This window comes from Exiguobacterium sp. s46 (genome assembly GCF_018618875.1).
Classification (GTDB): domain Bacteria; phylum Bacillota; class Bacilli; order Exiguobacteriales; family Exiguobacteriaceae; genus Exiguobacterium_A; species Exiguobacterium_A abrahamii.
The window spans coordinates 498,922-517,362 of record NZ_JACSMY010000001.1; the positions used below are offsets into that span (position 1 = coordinate 498,922).

19 protein-coding genes are annotated in these 18,441 nt (G+C 46.0%); 17 read left to right on the forward strand and 2 right to left on the reverse strand.

Features of this window, described 5'->3' with window-relative positions:
- The first annotated feature begins 235 nt into the window (after positions 1 to 235).
- The 9 genes from KNQ08_RS02540 (at position 236) to KNQ08_RS02585 (ending at position 11,012) form a co-directional block, all read left to right on the forward strand.
- The gene (locus KNQ08_RS02540; RefSeq protein ID WP_214804512.1) at positions 236 to 1,714 is read left to right on the forward strand and encodes an AraC family transcriptional regulator; all 1,479 of its coding nucleotides are present in this window, start codon (positions 236 to 238) and stop codon (positions 1,712 to 1,714) included.
- 327 nt (positions 1,715 to 2,041) lie between these two features.
- Entirely contained in the window at positions 2,042 to 3,736 is a 1,695-nt protein-coding gene (locus KNQ08_RS02545) for an IucA/IucC family protein (RefSeq protein ID WP_214804514.1), read from the forward strand.
- Positions 3,693 to 5,318, forward strand: a complete 1,626-nt coding sequence (locus tag KNQ08_RS02555; RefSeq protein ID WP_064300162.1) for an IucA/IucC family protein — start codon at positions 3,693 to 3,695, stop codon at positions 5,316 to 5,318. The genes KNQ08_RS02545 and KNQ08_RS02555 overlap by 44 nt, the downstream gene beginning before the upstream one ends.
- Positions 5,305 to 6,501 carry an AMP-binding protein gene (locus KNQ08_RS02560; protein ID WP_214804516.1) on the forward strand — a complete coding sequence of 399 codons (1,197 nt, stop codon included), beginning with the start codon at positions 5,305 to 5,307 and terminating at the stop codon, positions 6,499 to 6,501. The genes KNQ08_RS02555 and KNQ08_RS02560 overlap by 14 nt, the downstream gene beginning before the upstream one ends.
- On the forward strand, positions 6,489 to 6,740 hold the full coding sequence (locus KNQ08_RS02565) for a phosphopantetheine-binding protein (protein WP_214804518.1): 252 nt from the start codon (positions 6,489 to 6,491) through the stop codon (positions 6,738 to 6,740). Before KNQ08_RS02560 ends, KNQ08_RS02565 begins: the two co-directional genes overlap by 13 nt.
- Positions 6,733 to 7,731, forward strand: a complete 999-nt coding sequence (locus KNQ08_RS02570; protein ID WP_214804520.1) for a DUF6005 family protein — start codon at positions 6,733 to 6,735, stop codon at positions 7,729 to 7,731. Before KNQ08_RS02565 ends, KNQ08_RS02570 begins: the two co-directional genes overlap by 8 nt.
- Positions 7,679 to 8,506 (forward strand): sugar phosphate isomerase/epimerase family protein, encoded by an 828-nt coding sequence (locus KNQ08_RS02575; protein WP_214804521.1) that lies wholly within the window; start codon positions 7,679 to 7,681, stop codon positions 8,504 to 8,506. The genes KNQ08_RS02570 and KNQ08_RS02575 overlap by 53 nt, the downstream gene beginning before the upstream one ends.
- A gap of 94 nt (positions 8,507 to 8,600) precedes the next feature.
- The gene (locus tag KNQ08_RS02580) at positions 8,601 to 9,713 is read left to right on the forward strand and encodes a glycerol dehydrogenase (RefSeq protein WP_214804523.1); all 1,113 of its coding nucleotides are present in this window, start codon (positions 8,601 to 8,603) and stop codon (positions 9,711 to 9,713) included.
- 147 nt (positions 9,714 to 9,860) lie between these two features.
- Entirely contained in the window at positions 9,861 to 11,012 is a 1,152-nt protein-coding gene (locus KNQ08_RS02585) for an FAD/NAD(P)-binding protein (RefSeq protein WP_214804525.1), read from the forward strand.
- A 61-nt stretch (positions 11,013 to 11,073) separates the two neighbouring features.
- Here the strand turns inward: KNQ08_RS02585 and KNQ08_RS02590 are convergent, their stop codons facing one another.
- Together KNQ08_RS02590 and KNQ08_RS02595 are read right to left on the reverse strand one after the other, a co-directional pair.
- Positions 11,074 to 12,018, reverse strand: a complete 945-nt coding sequence (locus KNQ08_RS02590; protein ID WP_029341320.1) for a peptidoglycan DD-metalloendopeptidase family protein — start codon at positions 12,016 to 12,018, stop codon at positions 11,074 to 11,076.
- Between the two features lie 258 nt (positions 12,019 to 12,276).
- Positions 12,277 to 13,014 carry a peptidoglycan DD-metalloendopeptidase family protein gene (locus KNQ08_RS02595; protein ID WP_214804527.1) on the reverse strand — a complete coding sequence of 246 codons (738 nt, stop codon included), beginning with the start codon at positions 13,012 to 13,014 and terminating at the stop codon, positions 12,277 to 12,279.
- Positions 13,015 to 13,346: 332 nt separating this feature from the next.
- Between KNQ08_RS02595 and KNQ08_RS02600 the strand changes: the two genes are divergently transcribed.
- The 8 genes from KNQ08_RS02600 to KNQ08_RS02635 all read left to right on the forward strand — a co-directional run bounded on the left by KNQ08_RS02600 (position 13,347) and on the right by KNQ08_RS02635 (position 18,440).
- A complete protein-coding gene (locus KNQ08_RS02600; protein WP_483299284.1) occupies positions 13,347 to 13,802 on the forward strand; it encodes an NUDIX hydrolase in 456 nt (151 codons plus the stop codon).
- 88 nt (positions 13,803 to 13,890) lie between these two features.
- Positions 13,891 to 14,766 carry an SDR family oxidoreductase gene (locus tag KNQ08_RS02605; RefSeq protein ID WP_029341323.1) on the forward strand — a complete coding sequence of 292 codons (876 nt, stop codon included), beginning with the start codon at positions 13,891 to 13,893 and terminating at the stop codon, positions 14,764 to 14,766.
- Between the two features lie 13 nt (positions 14,767 to 14,779).
- A complete protein-coding gene (locus KNQ08_RS02610) occupies positions 14,780 to 14,968 on the forward strand; it encodes a hypothetical protein (RefSeq protein WP_214804530.1) in 189 nt (62 codons plus the stop codon).
- Between the two features lie 152 nt (positions 14,969 to 15,120).
- On the forward strand, positions 15,121 to 15,501 hold the full coding sequence (locus KNQ08_RS02615) for a GntR family transcriptional regulator (protein ID WP_029341325.1): 381 nt from the start codon (positions 15,121 to 15,123) through the stop codon (positions 15,499 to 15,501).
- On the forward strand, positions 15,494 to 16,171 hold the full coding sequence (locus KNQ08_RS02620; protein WP_214804532.1) for an ATP-binding cassette domain-containing protein: 678 nt from the start codon (positions 15,494 to 15,496) through the stop codon (positions 16,169 to 16,171). Before KNQ08_RS02615 ends, KNQ08_RS02620 begins: the two co-directional genes overlap by 8 nt.
- Complete coding sequence (locus KNQ08_RS02625; protein WP_214804534.1) at positions 16,168 to 16,983, forward strand: hypothetical protein; 816 nt, start codon at positions 16,168 to 16,170, stop codon at positions 16,981 to 16,983. Before KNQ08_RS02620 ends, KNQ08_RS02625 begins: the two co-directional genes overlap by 4 nt.
- 10 nt (positions 16,984 to 16,993) lie before the next feature.
- On the forward strand, positions 16,994 to 18,061 hold the full coding sequence (locus KNQ08_RS02630; RefSeq protein WP_214804536.1) for a hypothetical protein: 1,068 nt from the start codon (positions 16,994 to 16,996) through the stop codon (positions 18,059 to 18,061).
- A gap of 85 nt (positions 18,062 to 18,146) precedes the next feature.
- Complete coding sequence (locus KNQ08_RS02635; protein WP_214804538.1) at positions 18,147 to 18,440, forward strand: hypothetical protein; 294 nt, start codon at positions 18,147 to 18,149, stop codon at positions 18,438 to 18,440.
- The last annotated feature ends 1 nt before the right edge of the window (position 18,441 follow it).

Genomic DNA, 18,441 nt, shown 5'->3' on the forward strand with positions numbered 1-18,441 from the left:
TAAATCCTTTCACTCAGATTACACTGGGTGAAGGGATTTTTTGTTGTAACGATGAAACATAGTCTAACAACAGTTGTTGACAAAAAGCGGTAGCATGATGCTATAGTGTTAACGAAAATGATATTCATTATCAATTAGAAGGGGTGATAGGTGATGTTCATCCAGTTGAAAACATTCAAAGCTGATATACGGAAAAAGCATCTGATAGCAAATGTTTTTTAGGAGTGAGTTGAAAATGACAGAAGCACTACATACATTTCGCGTGAGAAAACATGCGTTACAAACAGGAGGACAATTGGCGTTACGTCCGAGTTTGATCGTCGTCATACAAGGGGCTGGTATTACCTACACGGAAAGAAAACGTCTAGAGGCGGGAGAAGCCTGTTTCGTCAAGAAATCAGGTGAACGTTTCATCGTTCAGGAGGGACATTGTCTCTTGTATCAGTTAGAGGTTGACCTGACGGCATTTCCAATCTTCCGACAACCAACGAATGAACTAGTGGAGTGTTTAGAACGAATGCAAGGGTGTCCAGAAACAATGACCGGTTCTCTTAGACAGCATCGCTATCTGTATCAACTGCTGGAGCAATTAAGTGAACGTCGTCATGAGCAGACGTTTGAGGAAGTGACGTCCCAGTGGTTAGAAGAACTCGGGAGATCAAGAACAGTCAGTGACTTGGCAAGTGAGTTGAACATGTCACTGCCGACGTTTTCCCGCCAATTCAAAAAGTACTACGATCAATCACCAAAGGAACTGCTTCATCAATTGCGGATGCAACGGGCGAAGGAGTGGATGATTGCACATCCAGATTGGACGATTGCCGAGATCGCAGAACGTGTATCAATCAATGATGAATTTTATTTCAGCCGTCTCTTTAAAAAACGTGAGGGACTATCACCAAGTCAGTACCGAAAACGGTTGATTCCACGGGTCGGAATCTGGAGTCAAGCGTTGTTACAAGATCACTTATTGGCACTTGGCATTCAACCGGTCATCGCACCGTCTTTTCCGACACAATATCGTTCGAACGGGGTGCCAGACTATTTAAGTGAAATCGAAGGTACGCGACTATACGACGCGTCAGCAACGATTTTACCGGAATGGTTTGAGACATCAAATCTTGATCTCGTTTTACGGACACCGATACGAGGTGAACTACCACCTATGTTGACCTCTTGTCCGATCATCGATATTTCGAAACAAACTTGCTGGAAGGATTACTTGTATGCTGTTGCTACGGCAACCGATATGCTTGAGCAAGCGACTGATATCATCAACGAAGTCGAGACGTTTGAATCAGTTGTGAAGCAACAATTCGAATTCAATCGGAATGTGACATGGGCAGTCATCTGGATCAGAGACTCAGAAATCAGACTGTACGGACGAACAGGGCATACGATGTTGGATTTTCTGTTCAATGAAATCGGTCTACGAGCAGTGGAAGGACTTCCGCATACCGTCTACATGACGATCAGCCTAGAAACATTACAGCAGTTAGATCCGGATGGTCTGTTCATACTGTGGAGTCAACCTGCAGATGTGGAACGAATTCGAGGAACGAAGGAGTGGAAAACGCTTCGTGCCGTTAGGACGGGGCGTATATTTCACCCAGACAGTGTAGATTGGGATCCGTGGGGACCACTTGGGAGGATGCATATGTTACGTCAATTGCATACATATATCAGCGATAGTAACTGTTTTGTTTGTCCATGAAGAATGAAAAGAAAATCCATGTCATTCGTCATTGATAATGATTATCATTACAGATGGAGTTCACAATGAGGCAGAGAAGGCTGATAAATGAACCTAAAAAGTCGTCACCTTGTCGTACGAATGTTAGGGAGGATCGTTTGTTTGATTTGTGTTAAATCTCACGACGATATGTGACTTCTGGCATTTAATCGATTGTGAAAACGGATTGAAGAAACTTGAAAACGTTTTACTTAAAATAAGTGCGTATACGCACCATCAAAAACGGGGAAACCCGTTTTTCTATTGATATGGAATGAGAATGATTTTCAATAAGGGGAGGAACAGAGCGTGCGAACATGCGAAGAACAAATCGAGCGATTAGCGACCGAGGTGACGCTTCAATCGTTCATGAACAGCTACATCAGAGAAGTGAACCCGGGCGAATGGGTCAACGAGAGACCGTTTGATGCATCCGAGACATCCTCTTTTTATTGGATGAAGCCATATCTCATTGAAATCAAACGTCGTTCCATCATCGGACGCCACGAGATTGGAATGATCCGTGAAGAGACAAAGAACGGATGGCGGGAAGTTTCAGCCATGTCTTGTATCATCACCTGTTGCATCAAGCTTCAAGATCAACATCCGGATCAAACGGACTTACTCTTTCGCGTTCTTGACAGTCACCGGACTGTGCAATTGATTTTGGAGGAACAACTGAACGCACAAGAGCAACAGACGTTCATCGATTATGAACAACGCTTGTGGTGTGGTCATTGGTTCCATCCGACCCCGAAAAGTAGAGTCGGTATGACCGACTGGCAACAAAAAGCGTATGCGCCTGAATTCCGTCAGCCGTTTCAACTTCACTATTTCACAGTACATGAGACATTGCTCGAAGAACGTTCAGGTAGCAACGAGACGATTACTCAGCTGATGAAAAATCAACTGGATAACTCAATCCAAGCGACGGCGCAAGAGCGAGTCATTCCAATTCATCCGCTTCAAGCCGAGTATTTGTTACGTCAGCCGACAATCAAGCAATGGATCGAGCAAAGTATTCTCCGTTATCATGGCGCAACTGGACCACTCTATAACGCGACTTCGTCGATACGGACCGTCGAAGCACTCGACCGAAGTCATATGTTGAAGTTATCCATACCTGTCCAAGTGACGAACTCAAGACGCGTCAACAAGCGGCACGAATTAGAGGCCGGTTATTTGATGCATCGATTGTTTTGTCATCTGTCTCTTCCTGATACGTTTGACCTCATTCACGATCCTGCGTATTTAGCGATCCGGACTAAAGAAGAGACCGGATTCGAAGTCATCCTGCGAGACCCTGCACCCCACGCGGTAAATGTTGCAGCACTCGTCCAACCGGCATTACCGAATTCGGAATCTCTCCTGCTGCGGCTCATTCGGCAGTCAGGATTAATCGAACCGGAACACGTCACTCGGTGGTGGAAACAGTACTTAGAGTTGACGTTAGGAGCGATCGTTACACTGTATGAAGAACAAGGAATCGGTCTCGAGGCACATCAGCAAAATAGTCTCATCACATTCGAAGACGGATGGCCGGTTCAATATCACGTCCGGGATAATCAAGGCTATTACTTAGCAGACACGAATCGAGATTCCTTCATCCTGCTGGAACCGGAATTGAAGCATACGACGTTGTTCTACCCAGAAGAAGTCATTGCTGAGCGTTTGACGTACTACATGATTTGGAACCATCTGGCGAGTGTCATCGACCGATTGGCAGCAGACACATTATTGAACGAAGAAGTTGCTATCGCGTTACTGCACGAATGGTGTCAGGTACGAGTTGAAAGTCTAGAAGGGCGAGGCAGAGCTTGGCTTTTGATGTTGTTAGAATCGCCGACACTTCCATATAAGGCGAATTTACTAACACGCCTACAAGGACTCGATGAACTCGAAGTCGAGGGAGAACGAGTTTGTTTCGTCGAGTTGGATAATCCGTTACGGGAGGACAACTATGCTTTACGACAGCAAAACACGTATCTGCAAACAACTTCTTGAGAGTTTGTTATTCGAACGGATTCTTCCTTTTACTGAAATGATTGTCGGAATGAAGCATCGTTTTACATTCCACATAAAAGATAGTGAAGTGACAGTCGAGGGCAAACGCGGTCCGTTCGACCGGATTCGGCTCGACATCAAGACGTTACGCTCATCGAAGTCATCTGGCGTCAACGACTGGTTTGAGCATCTTTTGACGCAGTTGCCGATCTCGGACGACTTTCAGGAAGAGTTGCGACGTACACATGATTTTGATGACTTGTCGCAGCAACATCGTCTACCAATCCACCGAGCAGGCTTGGATTATGAAGAGTTGGAACAGACCATCATCGAAGGGCATCCCTATCATCCTTGTTATAAATCAAGGATTGGTTTTTCGCGAGCTGATCACGAGGCATATGGACCTGAAGCGGGCAATCGCTTCCAGTTACATTGGATTGCCTTACCTTCTACGCTCGTTCAAGGGAATGGAATCTTACCTATTCCACTGATTCTTGGAGAATCGCTTCTACATATGTTTTTAGTCAAACTGGAAGAGCTCAATCAAACCGATTATCAGATTCTTCCGGTCCATCCGTGGCAGTGGTCACGTATCCAACAGGAAGTGGCACAAGTCGGAGGTGTCGACTTAGGAGAAGGTGGTGTCTTCGTACAAGCGACGCAGTCGATTCGAACCGTTTTTTGTCCAGGTCACCCCGAACTACCGCATATCAAATTGCCGCTAGACTTGAAGCAAACGTCAGCCGTTCGGACTTTTTCCGTTCCGAATGTCGTGGCAGCTCCTGCGGTATCGGATTGGTTGAAAAAACAGGCGAGTGAATTGCCGGTGACGCTGTTATCTGAATTTGCTTCATCTGTCGTTTCGAGCGGTCCACTTGCGGGTCGGGTCGGCTGTGTCTTTCGAGAAAATGTCTTGACGTATGCTCAACCGGGCGAGCAAGTCATGCCTTTGACGGCACTTGCTCAAATCGAGGTCGACGGAAGACATTTTCTAGGTCCGTGGTTGGAACGATATGGTCATGAACGGTGGCTCCGTCGATTCTTCGGCGTCTATCTCGAACCAGTCATCCGACTTGTGACCGAGAAAGGAATCGGTGTGGAAGCTCACGCACAAAATACGTTACTTGTCTTACGGGATGGATGGCCGGAACGGATCATTCTCCGCGATTTTCATGATAGCGTCGAGTTCGTCACCGAGTTGCTCGATGATCCATCGGATGTACCCGATTTTAAGAGGCTACATCCTGATTTTGATGCACCGCTCAATACCTATTATGAAATGTCACACCCGCTTGCCTTACGCGAGCTGCTGTACGATACATTATTCGTCTATCATTTGACGGAACTAGCGTATCAACTTGAACTGACGGAGAACTTGAATGAAGCGACGTTCTTTGATTGGATGCATCAGACGATCGAGGGGTTGCCGATTGATCGAGACCGACTAGAACGAATCGGATGGTACGAACAAAGAGTAACGGCAGAAGCCTTACTGGCACCACGGTTTGGTTTGACGAATCAAATCGATGTAAAAAATTCACTAGTTCAACGAGGAGAGGAAGACGATCATGCTATGGATTGAGAAAGAATGGGTGACAGAAGAAGAATTGACGATACATGAACTGGTGAAGCAATCGTTCATAACGGAAGGGAAGACCGTAGCCATCTGTACGTCAGATACAAAAGCGTGGTTAGCCCTCTGTCTTGCGATGCGACGAATGAATGGAACAATCCTTCCCATTCATCCGGATACGCCTGTTTCCGGTGCTAAACGATTAGCGATACAAGCCGGATGTGGCTATTTGATTTATCAAGAGACCATCATTCCGCTTCCGGAAGCGGAAAAACGTGCGGATGGATTGATTCAATTCAGTTCCGGTACGACGGGACAACCCAAAATCATTCACCGGACATGGGAGTCGATCGAGACGGAACTGAATGCCTATACGAACAGTTTTCCGCTGACGACGAAAGCGACGATCGTTGCTTGTCCGACGACGCACTCATTCGGATTACTGTGTGGAGTGTTCGCGACTTTAAGACGCGGAGCGACACCAGTCATCCTACAAGACTTCTCGCCACGTCATGTGCTAGCAATCCATCGTTTGCATCCGGACGCTATCATCTATACGGCACCGGGACTGGCGTATGCGATGAGTTTGTTCCCGGAATCAGTTCACGCAGTGATGATTTCCGGGATGACATTACCAGAAAAGTGGTTCCGTTCGATTGAACGTAAGACACATCATTTGCTTCAACAATATGGCTGTTCAGAAATCGGCTGTATCGCACTTCATCCGAATCCGCCGAGTCCGCAAGCGATCGGATTTCCACTAGAGCATCTTGAGATTGAAACTGGAACGAAGGGAAAACCAGCAGAATTAGTCGTTTCGCAACAAGGCGTACGGATTGGTACGAAGGATTTAATGTACGTTGAAGACGGGCTGCACTTTCTTAGCCGACTCGATGAGATGATCAATGTGTCTGGCTTATCCGTCTATCCCGGGGAAGTCGAAGATGTCTTGTATCAGCTTCCGACCGTCGAGGCTGTCGTCGTCTTTAAACGAATGGATTCGTTTCAAGGAGAGCGCGTCTGCGCTCAACTCGTGACGACGGCATCAGAGGAAGAACTGAAACAGCATTGCATGAAGCATCTCGCACCACATCAACGACCGACGGAGTGGCAACTCGTTGAGCAAATCGAACTGTCTGCGAATGGGAAAGTGAGTAGAAAACGATTGGGGGAACAAGCATGTCCCGTTTAACGATTGCGCAATTCGAAGATATACTGAGCGAACAGCTCGAATGGTCATCATCTGTCGCTGTCTCGACAACAGACTCTCTACGAGATGATCTAGGACTGGATTCGATGCGTTTGATTCATCTGTTGCTTCACCTTGAATTGGAACACGGGTTAGTGATTCCAGATGAGCACATGTCAGCCCTCCCCAAAATGCGAGTAGAAGAGTTAATGTCTGTTTTACAGGAGGTCATACATGATTAAAGTACACTGTCTCGTCAGTTGCGTCTGCGAGACGATCAAACGATCGGCCGCTGACCATCGTCCCTATTACTTTGGCGTATGGGATTCTTCGTTTTCCTTGTCAGCCGATTATGTCCTCTCACATCATGATGAGAAGATCAACCATCAGGAGATGCTTGATTGGTATGAACGTCTTTACGGAATCCCAGTCGAAGAATGGTACGACCACGAACAGTCAAAAGACGAAAACATCGCTCAGCTGATTCAACGAATCGAACAGAAAAACGAGGACGAGTCAGTGATCGTCATGTTGGATTTAGCTAGTCTACCTGAGCGCGAAAATAAATTTCACCATGATGTGTTTCCCCATTACGTCATGTTAGAGGCGACAGAAGATCCGGAAATATGGCACATGCTTGATCCTGATTTCCGGTATGAAGGTGAAATAGAAAGAGAACGTATTCTTGCAGCAGTACGCCATCGTGCTGTCGCTGGTGGGTTTGCGTTTCGAAGTACGGATGTTCGAATACCGAATGCGACGACGGTAAGTGCGTATTTCATGAGTTGTATAAAAGTACAACATCCATTGACTGAGGCAGTCAAACGTGTTGTGCATCACTATCGTGAACAACCTGAGGGATTACCGAATGCCTTAAAGCAGTTACCTGTGATTGCCATTCGAAAATATGCCTATGAGCATGCATTTGCTTATTTATATGAAGCGATTGGACGCGACTTGCAGACATCTGATTTTGAAGAATGGACGGATGAGGTTGAAACATTAGTCAATCAATACTCTGTCATCCAGCATCGGGCTGTCAAATACGCTGTAACGCGCCAACCGGAAGTGTACTTAGAAATCGAACGATTGATCGAAGAACAATGGGCACGGGAGAGTGCAATCAAACGGCAACTCGTCGACACGTTCCATGCGTATCAACGACAGGAGGGAATTGAACATGAAACTCGCACTCTGTACGATCAGCTATCGGCATCATCTGCGTTCATTTAATGATTTGATCGATTTTGCTTCAGAAGAACACTTTGACGCCATTGATATTTGGGGAGTTCATGCTGAACATTTAAGAACAGAAGAAGTCGATCGGCTGAAGTCGTCCCATCTGAACGTCAGCATGTTGAGTCATTATTTAAATTTAAACGCACCGATGTCAAAACTACTTGCGGAGACGAAACGACTCTCGCGATTAGCGACACGAATCGGAACGCAGCGCATCCGCATCTTTGCTGGTAATGAGGCGAGCCATACCTTATCCGATGCCAAATGGGATCAACTCGTTTATCGATTGAACGGGATTTGCCGTGTCCTTGATCCTGCAGGACAGCGATTATTACTTGAATTTCATCCGAACACTGCAACAGATACGGTAGAGGCAACGGTTCGTTTGCTACAAGCGATCAACCATCCGGCATGTCGGATCAACTTTGACGTCTTGCATGTCATCGAATCAAAGGCTGATCCCGTCGAAGCATACTTCAGACTTGCATCGTATGTGGATCACCTTCATTTAAAAACAGTGGCGAATGCTGAACAGTTCGCAGTATTTGAACCAACGAATGTATATGCAGCAAGCGGATCACGGGAAGGGATGGTTCCATTATTCGAAGGTATCGTCGATTATCAACGGTTCTTTGAAGACGTATCGGCTCATCTCGATCACTTGACGGCAAGCCTTGAATGGTTCGGTCCTGATCCGGACAAGCGATTAAGCGAAGATCGACGTCTTATTGTTCAAGCACTTGAAAGAGTACCCGTTTTGTCAAGATGATTCGACTTGATGGGGTTTAAACGTCAGCAGAAAAGGCAATTCCTCTACTGTATATCATTGACTATCGTGTCCCTTACAGAAAGGATGTTGAAACATGTCAGAACGTGTCTTCATTAGTCCCTCAAAGTATGTCCAAGGAAAGGATGTCATTGACCGGCTCGGTACATATGTGAGCCCGTTCGGTGAAAAAGCGCTCGTCATCGCGGATGATGTCGTCTGGAAAATCGTCAAGGAACGTGTCGAACACTCGTTGTCCGGCGAAAATGTCGGCATCGAGAAAGCGGATTTCAGTGGCGAAGCCTCACGGCATGAAGTGAAACGAATCGCTGAGCAAGCAAAAGAAGCAGATGTTCGGTTCGTCATGGGTGTTGGGGGCGGAAAGACGCTCGATACGGCAAAAGCCGTCTCGGATGAGCTGAACGTGTCCGTCGTCATCGTTCCGACGCTTGCTTCGACCGATGCCCCGACGAGTGCCCTGTCCGTCATCTATTCCGACGAAGGGATTTTCGAAAGTTATCGCTTCTATAAGAAGAATCCCGATCTCGTTCTCGTCGACACGAAACTGATCGCCCAAGCACCAGCCCGCTTCTTCGCGTCCGGAATCGCCGATGCGCTCGCGACGTGGGTTGAGGTCCGGAGTGTCGTCGCTTTTGGTGGACAAACGATGGCAGGGGGACGACCGACGATTGCGGCACAAGCGATCGCCAAACGGTGTGAGGAAGTCTTGTTCGAGCATGGTCGCTTGGCGTATGAATCCGTTCAAGCGCAAGTCGTCACACCGGCACTTGAAGCCGTCGTCGAGGCGAATACGCTCTTAAGTGGACTCGGTTTCGAGAGTGGTGGGCTAGCTGCAGCGCATGCGATCCATAACGGGTTCACAGCGCTTGACGGTGAGATTCACCACTTAACGCATGGTGAGAAAGTTGCCTTTGGTACACTCGTTCAACTGGCGCTCGAAGAACATCCACAAGAAGAAATCGAGCGGTACATCGCGCTCTACACGGATCTTGGCTTACCGGTGACGCTCGAAGACGTCAAGCTAAAAGATGCGTCGCGTGAAGATATCGTCAAGGTCGGCGAGGCAGCGACTGCTGAAGGCGAGACGATCCACAGCGGTTTCAACGTCACGGCGGACGAAGTCGCGGATGCGATCATCGCAGCTGACCGCTATTCGAAAGCGTATCTAGCGAAACATGCTTCTTCCTGATTGATGCGTTTAAATCCGCTTCCTCTACCGAGAGGAAGCGGATTTTTTATGGGCTTTCGTCGAATGACGCTTGAATTCTTCTTAAAAACACGCTATCGTTATAAAACGTAATGATTACGATTTAATTCAGGTAAAGGAGTTTTTGTGATGACGGATCGATATGAATGGGTGATTGTTGGCGGAGGAATTCATGGAATGACGGTATTCAATGCCTTACGTGAAAAAGGAATCGATCGGGAGATGATACGGATCATCGATCGTCACCAGCAACCATTGATGAACTGGCGTAAACAAACCGAACGGATCGGCATGCCTTACCTACGTTCAACTCGGGTGCACCACACTTCGACGAATCCGACGAGTCTCAGGCATCATGCTGAAGAACAGGATTATACACATCAAGCCTTCAAGGATACATACGGGCGACCATCCTTGGAATTATTCAACGACCATGCCCTTCAATTGGCGCAACGAAATGAAGTGGAGGCGAGCTGGGTTCAAGGGGAAGTCGCACGGCTAAGACGAGAAAGCGGAACGTGGATCGTCTCGACAGACGAAGGTGAGTTACGAGCAAACCGTGTCGTTCTCGCCCTCGGACAATCGGAGCATCACGTCATGCCAGAGTGGGCGAAATCGGCGCGTCACGTTTTCTTATCGAAGCACGATACACCTCCGGTCGTCATCATTGGAGGTGGAATCAGTGCCTTGCATCATACGATTCAATGTGCCGAGCGCTATCCTGGACAGGTGACCCTCCTTTCACGACGTCCGCTCGAAAAAAGTGCATTCGATGCCGATCGGAAGTTCATGGGACCAAAAGGATTGACACCATTCAAGTCCTTGTCGGCTAGTGAAAAACGAGCGTTGATCGTACAGGAGCGTCGCCCAGGAACGGCAACACAAGACTTGATTCAACGTGTTCGTCATCTGATTCGGGAAGGAAACATCACTCATGAGATTGGTGAAGTCGAGCAGGAAATCGGAAGCGGAGTGAAGCTGACAGATGGTCGCATCATCACCGCTGAATCGATTATTTGCGCAACGGGTATCCGTCCGATGGTCGTCGAAGGATCTTGGCTTGAAGCGGTACAGCAAGCGTTGAAGCTGCCATTATCTCCTTGCCGGACACCGTTACTGGATGAGGCGACCTTTGAATGGGGAGAGAACTTATTCGCAACAGGCAGTCTTGCTGACTTGACGGTTGGACCGTTCGCTCGGTCGATTTACGGGGGACAAGCCGCAGCACGTGCGATTGTCTCGACGATTCAAGAGAAGCAGACTACGCTTGTTTCCGTTTAAAAGAATAGGAAAAGCCCCGACCACATGACTTATCAATGACGTCATGCGGTCGGGGCTTTTTTTAGAGGTAATCGAGTGGATTAACGCTGCTGCCAGCTGATGTTGCGCTGTAGACGTACGATCCCTTATGGAGTTCAAAATGTAAATGTGTTCCGAAGGCGTTACCTGTCTCACCGACTGTACCGACTTTTTGCCCTTGAGCGACGGTTTGACCGACCGAGACGGAGCGACTATTCATATGTGCATACAGACTGATGAACGGCGATCCGTTGACAGTGTGTGAGACCATGACGTAGTTGCCGTATGCGCCTTTGAACTGAGACGTAATGACCTTACCGCTTGCTGTCGCATAGACTGGAGTACCTTTTGCTGCGCCATAATCGATACCGTTATGGAACGTATAGCCGTAAGCACCGCTTGCCTTACCATATCCTTGCGTGATCGGACCACTCGTTGGTGTCGCGAAGCTTTTTGACGTCGACGTCGAGGCTTTTGATGCACCACTGCTGTTTGTCAGTGTCAAGACAGCATATTTCGAGACGTAGTCAGCGTGAACGAATCGTTTGTCGCCACCGTATAGGAACTTGATCCAGTCACCTGTACGACCGAGGTAGCGGAATGTTTCGCCTTTATCGACACTTCCGACGACTGCACTGCTCGTCGAGTTGCTGCTACGAACGCGAAGATTGTCGACGTTGATTTTAATCTTATAGATACGTGTTACAGAATATTTCTTAACATATGTAGAAGAGACGTAGACTTTTTTCGAACCATAGAGGATTTTCGTCCAGTTCCCTGTCCGTCCGAGATACTTGTATGTGTCACCTTTTTCAAAGCTCGTGACCGTACCGTAAGATGTCGAAGGACCCGTCCGAGCGCGTAAGCCGTCCTCCATGACTTTCACCTTATAGAACGTCGTTGCAGCATCCGCACGCGGGATGGCAAACGATGCAAAACTTGCAACAGCGATGGCTGTCGCCGAGACACCTTTCCAAAAACCATGCATGATTCATTCCTCCTGAATATGTAATCTGTATGACTAAACCGTTATGTAAATTTCATAGATGAGTATAACATTTACGAATTTGTTTAAATGTTACATTCACATTTCGATATTATTTCAATAAATTATATTAAACGGACTTAATTTTATTCTTTTTCCAATAACCCATAAAATTCTTTGACAAGATTGGATGGAATTGGATAAGATGAAATGCCCACTGAAAATCAAAAAAGGTACCTCAGATGAGGTACCTGGAAATGCTTATAAGAAAGCGAGTGGGTTGACACTGCTTGCTGCTGAAGAACCGCTGTAGACATAGTTTCCACGATGGATTTCGAAGTGTAAGTGTGATCCCGAAGAGTTACCAGTGCTCCCGACAGCTCCAATGTTCGCGCCTTTCGGGATCGATTGACCGACGAAGACAGAACGTTTGCTTAAGTGAGCATAAACCGTTGTGTACGAAATACCGTTCACTTTATGTTCGACCATGACATGGTTACCATAAGCTCCCTGATATGACGACTTGATGACTTTTCCGGCAGCAGCTGCTTTAACTGGTGTTCCAGTACGTGCTCCGAAGTCGATTCCGTTATGGAACGTGTAGCCGTATTTCCCGCTAGCATTTCCGTAGCCTTGTGTGATTGATCCGCTTGTTGGACGCATGAATCCAGTAGACGAAGAGAATGATGCTTTTTTCGCTGATTTACTAGAAGCGCTATACTTCTTGACGTAACCAGAATAGACGAAGCGTTTTTCGCCTTTATGCATGATCTTCGTCCAGTTCCCTGTCCGACCGAGGTATTTGAATGTTTGACCCGCATTGACGCCGTCGACGATGCGGTGTTTTAACGATGGACCAGTCCGGACGCGGAGTCCGTCTGCTTTGATTTTAACTTTATACGATGAGCCAGAAGAGGCTTCAACTTTACCTGTACCCGTAGCTGCAAAACCTGAAACAACGAGGGCGCTCATTGCTAACGTCGTGATTGTTCGTTTCATGAATGTTCCTCCTAAGTTGAATATCTAGTGTTGTCGTCGGAATGACATCTATAGAAGTGGATGCGTTTAGTGTGTGTTGAAGTGAGTGATGCGGTCATTTGACTAACGAGAGTATAGCATTCAAACATCAGACGGTTGTGTTTCAATTTGATTGCTTAAATATATTCTAATAACAATTGTTGTAATATTGAATACATATTCAATCTCAAAATCCCTTAAAATCAAGATGAATTCGTGTTACAACGAGATGAATTTGATGACAAAACGCAATCGTGGGAAATGATGAGAAAGTATGGGAATCTAATAAGAAGAGAGTAGGTAATGGGATGGATTTGACGTTTACAGTAAATCAAAAAAAGCTTAACATTCGCGCAGTGGCGCTGTTGATTCAAGATGGACATCTCTTGATTCATCGTCAAGGAGAAGATGATTTTTGGTCATTACCGGGAGGGCGTGTTCAGTTCGGTGAGAGTGGTGCCAAAGCAATTGCACGTGAATTGGTAGAAGAATTAGGACAGTCGATCGAGCCACCGGTCTTCCGTTTCCTGCATGAAAATTTCTTTGGGTACGCTGATCACGAGTTTCATGAACTAGGAATGTTTTATGAAGTCGTTTGCAAAAAACCGCTGCCTTTATTAACAGAGGATTTTTACGGTCCAGAAGGTGAAGGGTTGACGTATCGCTTCGTTCCGTTCAACAAACTGGATCAGTATACATTGTATCCAAGCGAACTATCAAACATGCTCCAAACGAATGTATTCCCAACACTGTTGACGAATGACATCTGACTTTTCCAGAAAAACGTTTATAGATGTATCGCAAGGGAATGGTTAATCATGTAGTTCATTCCAACAGTGATAAGGGAGCTGATCGTTCATGAGAGAAGAACAGTTCGAAGCGATGCATCAAGAAGCACGAGGGCAGACGCAGGAACAACAACCCGGTGTCGAGTACGCCATGAAACCAGAACCAATCTACGATGATCCGGACTATGTCGGTTCAGGAAAACTGACGGGGAAGGTCGCGCTGATCACGGGCGGGGATAGTGGAATCGGTCGTGCCGTTGCTGTCGCTTATGCGAAAGAAGGGGCAAACGTCGCGATCGTTTACTTAAATGAGGGGAAAGACGCGGAAAAGACGAAATCGTTGATTGAAGGCTACGGGGTCAAAGCCTTAAAAATCGCAAAAGATGTCAGTCAACCGGAAAATGCACAAGAGATCATCGATACGGTCATTGCAGAATTCGGTCAATTGAACATTGTCGTCAATAATGCCGGGAAACAATTTCCGCAGGATGATTTTCTTTCGATTACACCAGATCAATTGAAGGAAACGTTCGAGACGAATGTCTTTTCGATGTTCTATTTGATTCAAGCGGCGCTTCCGCATCTGCATAAAGAAGATGCAATCATCAATACCTCATCGGTGACGGCTTATCGTGGGGCACCGACGTTGATCGATTACTCAGCGACAAAAGGGGCAATTACGACATTAACACGTTCACTCGCCTCGAGCTTGATTGAGAAGGGAATCCGCGTTAATGCCGTCGCACCCGGTCCGATTTGGACGCCACTCATTCCGGCGACGTTCTCGAAGGAGAAAGTCGAGTCGCATGGGGAAGATACATTAATGAAACGCCGGGGACAACCGTCGGAAAATGCACCGGCTTATGTCTATCTGGCTTCTCGCGATTCAAGTTACATCACGGGTCAGACGATTCATATCAATGGCGGCGATTACATCACGTCGTAAGGGGGAAAACAAGATGAAGAAAAATCCGAATAAAGTGCCAGAACGCGAACCGGATCATCAACCGGACGAGATACCGCAGACACCACCGAGCGAGGTGCCAGATACGCCACAGGAAGACCCGGTCCGTCAGCCAGAACCGGATACGTTCCCAGAACCGACCGAGATTCCGGATACACCGCAGGAGGATCCGAATCCCTATTAATGAGTGAAGTGACCACCATCCAAAATTGGATGGTGGTTTTTTTGTGATAAAGAAGACAAACTATCTTGACAGTCAAACTGTATGGTGAGTATGATACAGAAGAGAAGTGTATTATTGTTTTAATACATTAAACAGGAAAGGGGGGTCTACCGATGCAGTTCGACCAAAGAAGCCCGGTGTACCTGCAGGTCGTCCGTTGGTTCAAACAACGAATCGCGACCGAGGAATTGCAAAGCGGGCAAGAGATCCCGTCCCGCCGCGAAATCGCCGCACAGCTCGGAATCAATCCGAATACCGCACAAAAAGCATACAAAGAGATGGAGGAGCAGCAATTGATTACGACAGAACGGAATGTCCCGAGTAAGATTACACGCGATCCACAAGTCGTCCAAAAAGTACGTGCTGAGATGCTAGAAGAAGCCGTCTCTGAATTCATCGATGCCGTCAAAGCGATTCAAATCCCACTCGATGAGGTCGTCTCAAAAATCGAGACGGTGTATCAGGAAACGGAACGGAGGAAGATCGATGCTTGAAGTCCATGGGTTACAAAAGAAATACGGTAAAAAGCCAGTTCTTCAAGGCGTCTCGTTTTCCGTTCCGATGGATCAATTGACGTGTCTGATTGGACTTAACGGTGAGGGGAAATCAACGATCCTGAAGGCGATCGCAGGCCTTGTCCCAGTTAACGCGGGAACGGTTCTCGTCGATGGCGAGGTCAATCGAAATAAGATTGCCTTCGTTCCGGATATCCAGACGATGCCAGGCTACATGACGGTTGGTAATGCGCTGACGTACATGGCGGATTATTATTCTGACTGGAACCAAGCAACAGCGGATGAGCTGATGCGGATCTTCCAGCTACTCTCGACAGATAAGATCACGGACTTATCAAAAGGGAACCAAGCGAAGGTCAGCTTGATCCTCGGATTCGCTCTCGATCGTCCGTACTTATTACTCGACGAGCCATTCGCTGGGATCGATCTGTTTACGAAGGAACAGATTGCAGGACTATTCTCGAGTCACTTCATGGAAGGACGCGGCATCCTGATGACGACACACGAAATTCAGGAAATCGAGCATTTGATCGATCGAGTCGTCTTCTTACAGGACGGTCGGATCATCGATGAACATGAGACGGAAGAGATGCGAGAACTGTACGGGAAATCGGTTCAGGACCGGATGCGGGAGGTCTATCAGCGATGAAACAATACATACAATTGACGAACGAAGAAATTAAGCGGAGTTTTAAGCTTTATGTTATCGTCGTGCTTGTGATGGCAGCAATTGAATTAGTGTCGGTCGTTGCGCAAGTCATGTATCATGAACGGAAAGTCGAGAATTTCATGGAACTTAACCGAGTTTCCGTCGCAGAAGCACTTAAACAAATTGATACACTTGGATACTCTGAGGCGTCCTCTTTCTTTAGTTATATGACTCTGATCGGAATGGCGATTGTTGTCATCTATGCGATTCAAATTTGGTATCGGGATTGGTTAGGAGAAACAAAGTATATTTATCGTTTACTAATGCTTCCAGGAAGTCGCGCAAGCATTTTCTTCTCGAAATTGACGACAGTCTTTTTAATCATCGTGAGTTTTATTGGTATCCAATGGTGTGTAATGCAACTAGGATTTTATCTATTTGATTGGTTGATTCAACCGGAATACCAAAACCAAATTGATTTAAGTCCAGTTCAAAATGTGATGAGCGAATTCTATACAACAAATCTGATTGATATGGGTATCATTCTTGCGATATCACTATTCATCGTCAGTTTTATTTTCTTACTTATTCTAATTGAAAGATCATTCCGTAAAGGAAAAGCCGTGGTAAAAATTGGACTAGAAATCTTTATCGCAATACTTATCGCTTATATTACAGTCTTATTTTTAGACGAAACTCGTATTTTACTGGAAACAGAAGAGTTAATTCTAACTATCGGGATAAGCTTGCTGTACTTCATGTATATCATTTGGAAAAGTCTTCGACTATTGCAACAAAAAGTCACGGTGTGAGGAGTATACTATGCGAACCTATAAATATATTTTGAGTTTAGGAGTCATTTGTATTTTGACACTTGGAGTGTATGTTGTGTACTCCTCTTCAATGGAAGAACCTGAATTTACGGTACAAACGATACAAGGAAATCCAGATGATCAAACTGTAAAGCAGCTTCAATTTAAATTTAATGATCCCGAAGCATATAGAACGAATTACAAAGTTAACTTGATGGGGAAAGTAAAGAAGAAACAATCGAATTACTTATCCGCTTTTACAATGGACTACTCAGGAGTGAGTAAGGCACCACATGAATTCCGACAATTTATGAATCAAGAGGAAATATCAAAATATGAGCAAGAAAAAAATGTATTTGGATTACATGTCAATGAAGATGGATCGTGGGATCTACAATCATGGAAACGTGGAACAGAAAAGATGCAGACTTATTCTTTGCCGAAACCGGCAAAGACTAAAGGCATTTACTATAGACCGTTTCAACTAACGAAGCAAAAGTTGTACGTCAGCCGAATTGGCGATATTGTACAAAAACCAGGTACAAATCATATCTATGTGATTGATTTAAAGAAAAAAACAGTCCAATTAATGGACTTACCATTTCAATTAACAGAAGAGGATGAGGTACTTGCCATCTATCAGAATCGTGTCTTATACCGAAAGATGACTAATGATGCTAAGACAAGAGTTTATCTCAGAGACAACACAACATCGACACGATTAAAGTTTCTTGAGCGTGAAGAAATGTGGGATATACGTCTGATAGATGAAGGTGCGGTCGTAGGAATGACAGAGAACATGACTGATACGAAAGTAAAATGGTCAACGTATGACTTACGAACGAAGCAATTCAAGCAACATCACTATGACTTACCAAAGCTAGTGGCCAATGAAGTCCAACGCTACGCATCGACAAATATTAAAAATGATCTAGTCTATGCTCTCATTGAAACGAAGAAAAACGGAACGTCTATTTTTGTGTTGGATGCACAGAACGAAGAAGTTCAATACGAAGGCACGGTCAAATACGACATGCCTAAGAGTGATCTTCAGTTTAACGACATGACAATCAACTGAACCGTTAGGAAATAAAAAACAGTTATTTTTTTGAAACCTCCTGTTTTCTTCCAACGTATAAAGACTATACGAAGGGGGAACTCACATGCAATTCTTGATTTTTGTCGTCTTCGCAGTTGCCATGTACTGGTTCTACTACAATTTCTTACTCGGGTACCGTAAGAAAAACATCACAATGACGTTCGACGATCGGTTTTATTCACTCGACGAACATGTCTCAGCAATCGAACAAAAGCTCGCAACGGATGGGCACTCGGCACGTTATCTCGGTGACCGTCGCTTTGAAGTCGATGGTAAACCTTATCTGTTCCTCGAGCGGACAGTCTCAGTCGGTGGGGTTCCGACACAACAGACGATTCTCGAGCAGCAAAAAAAATAAC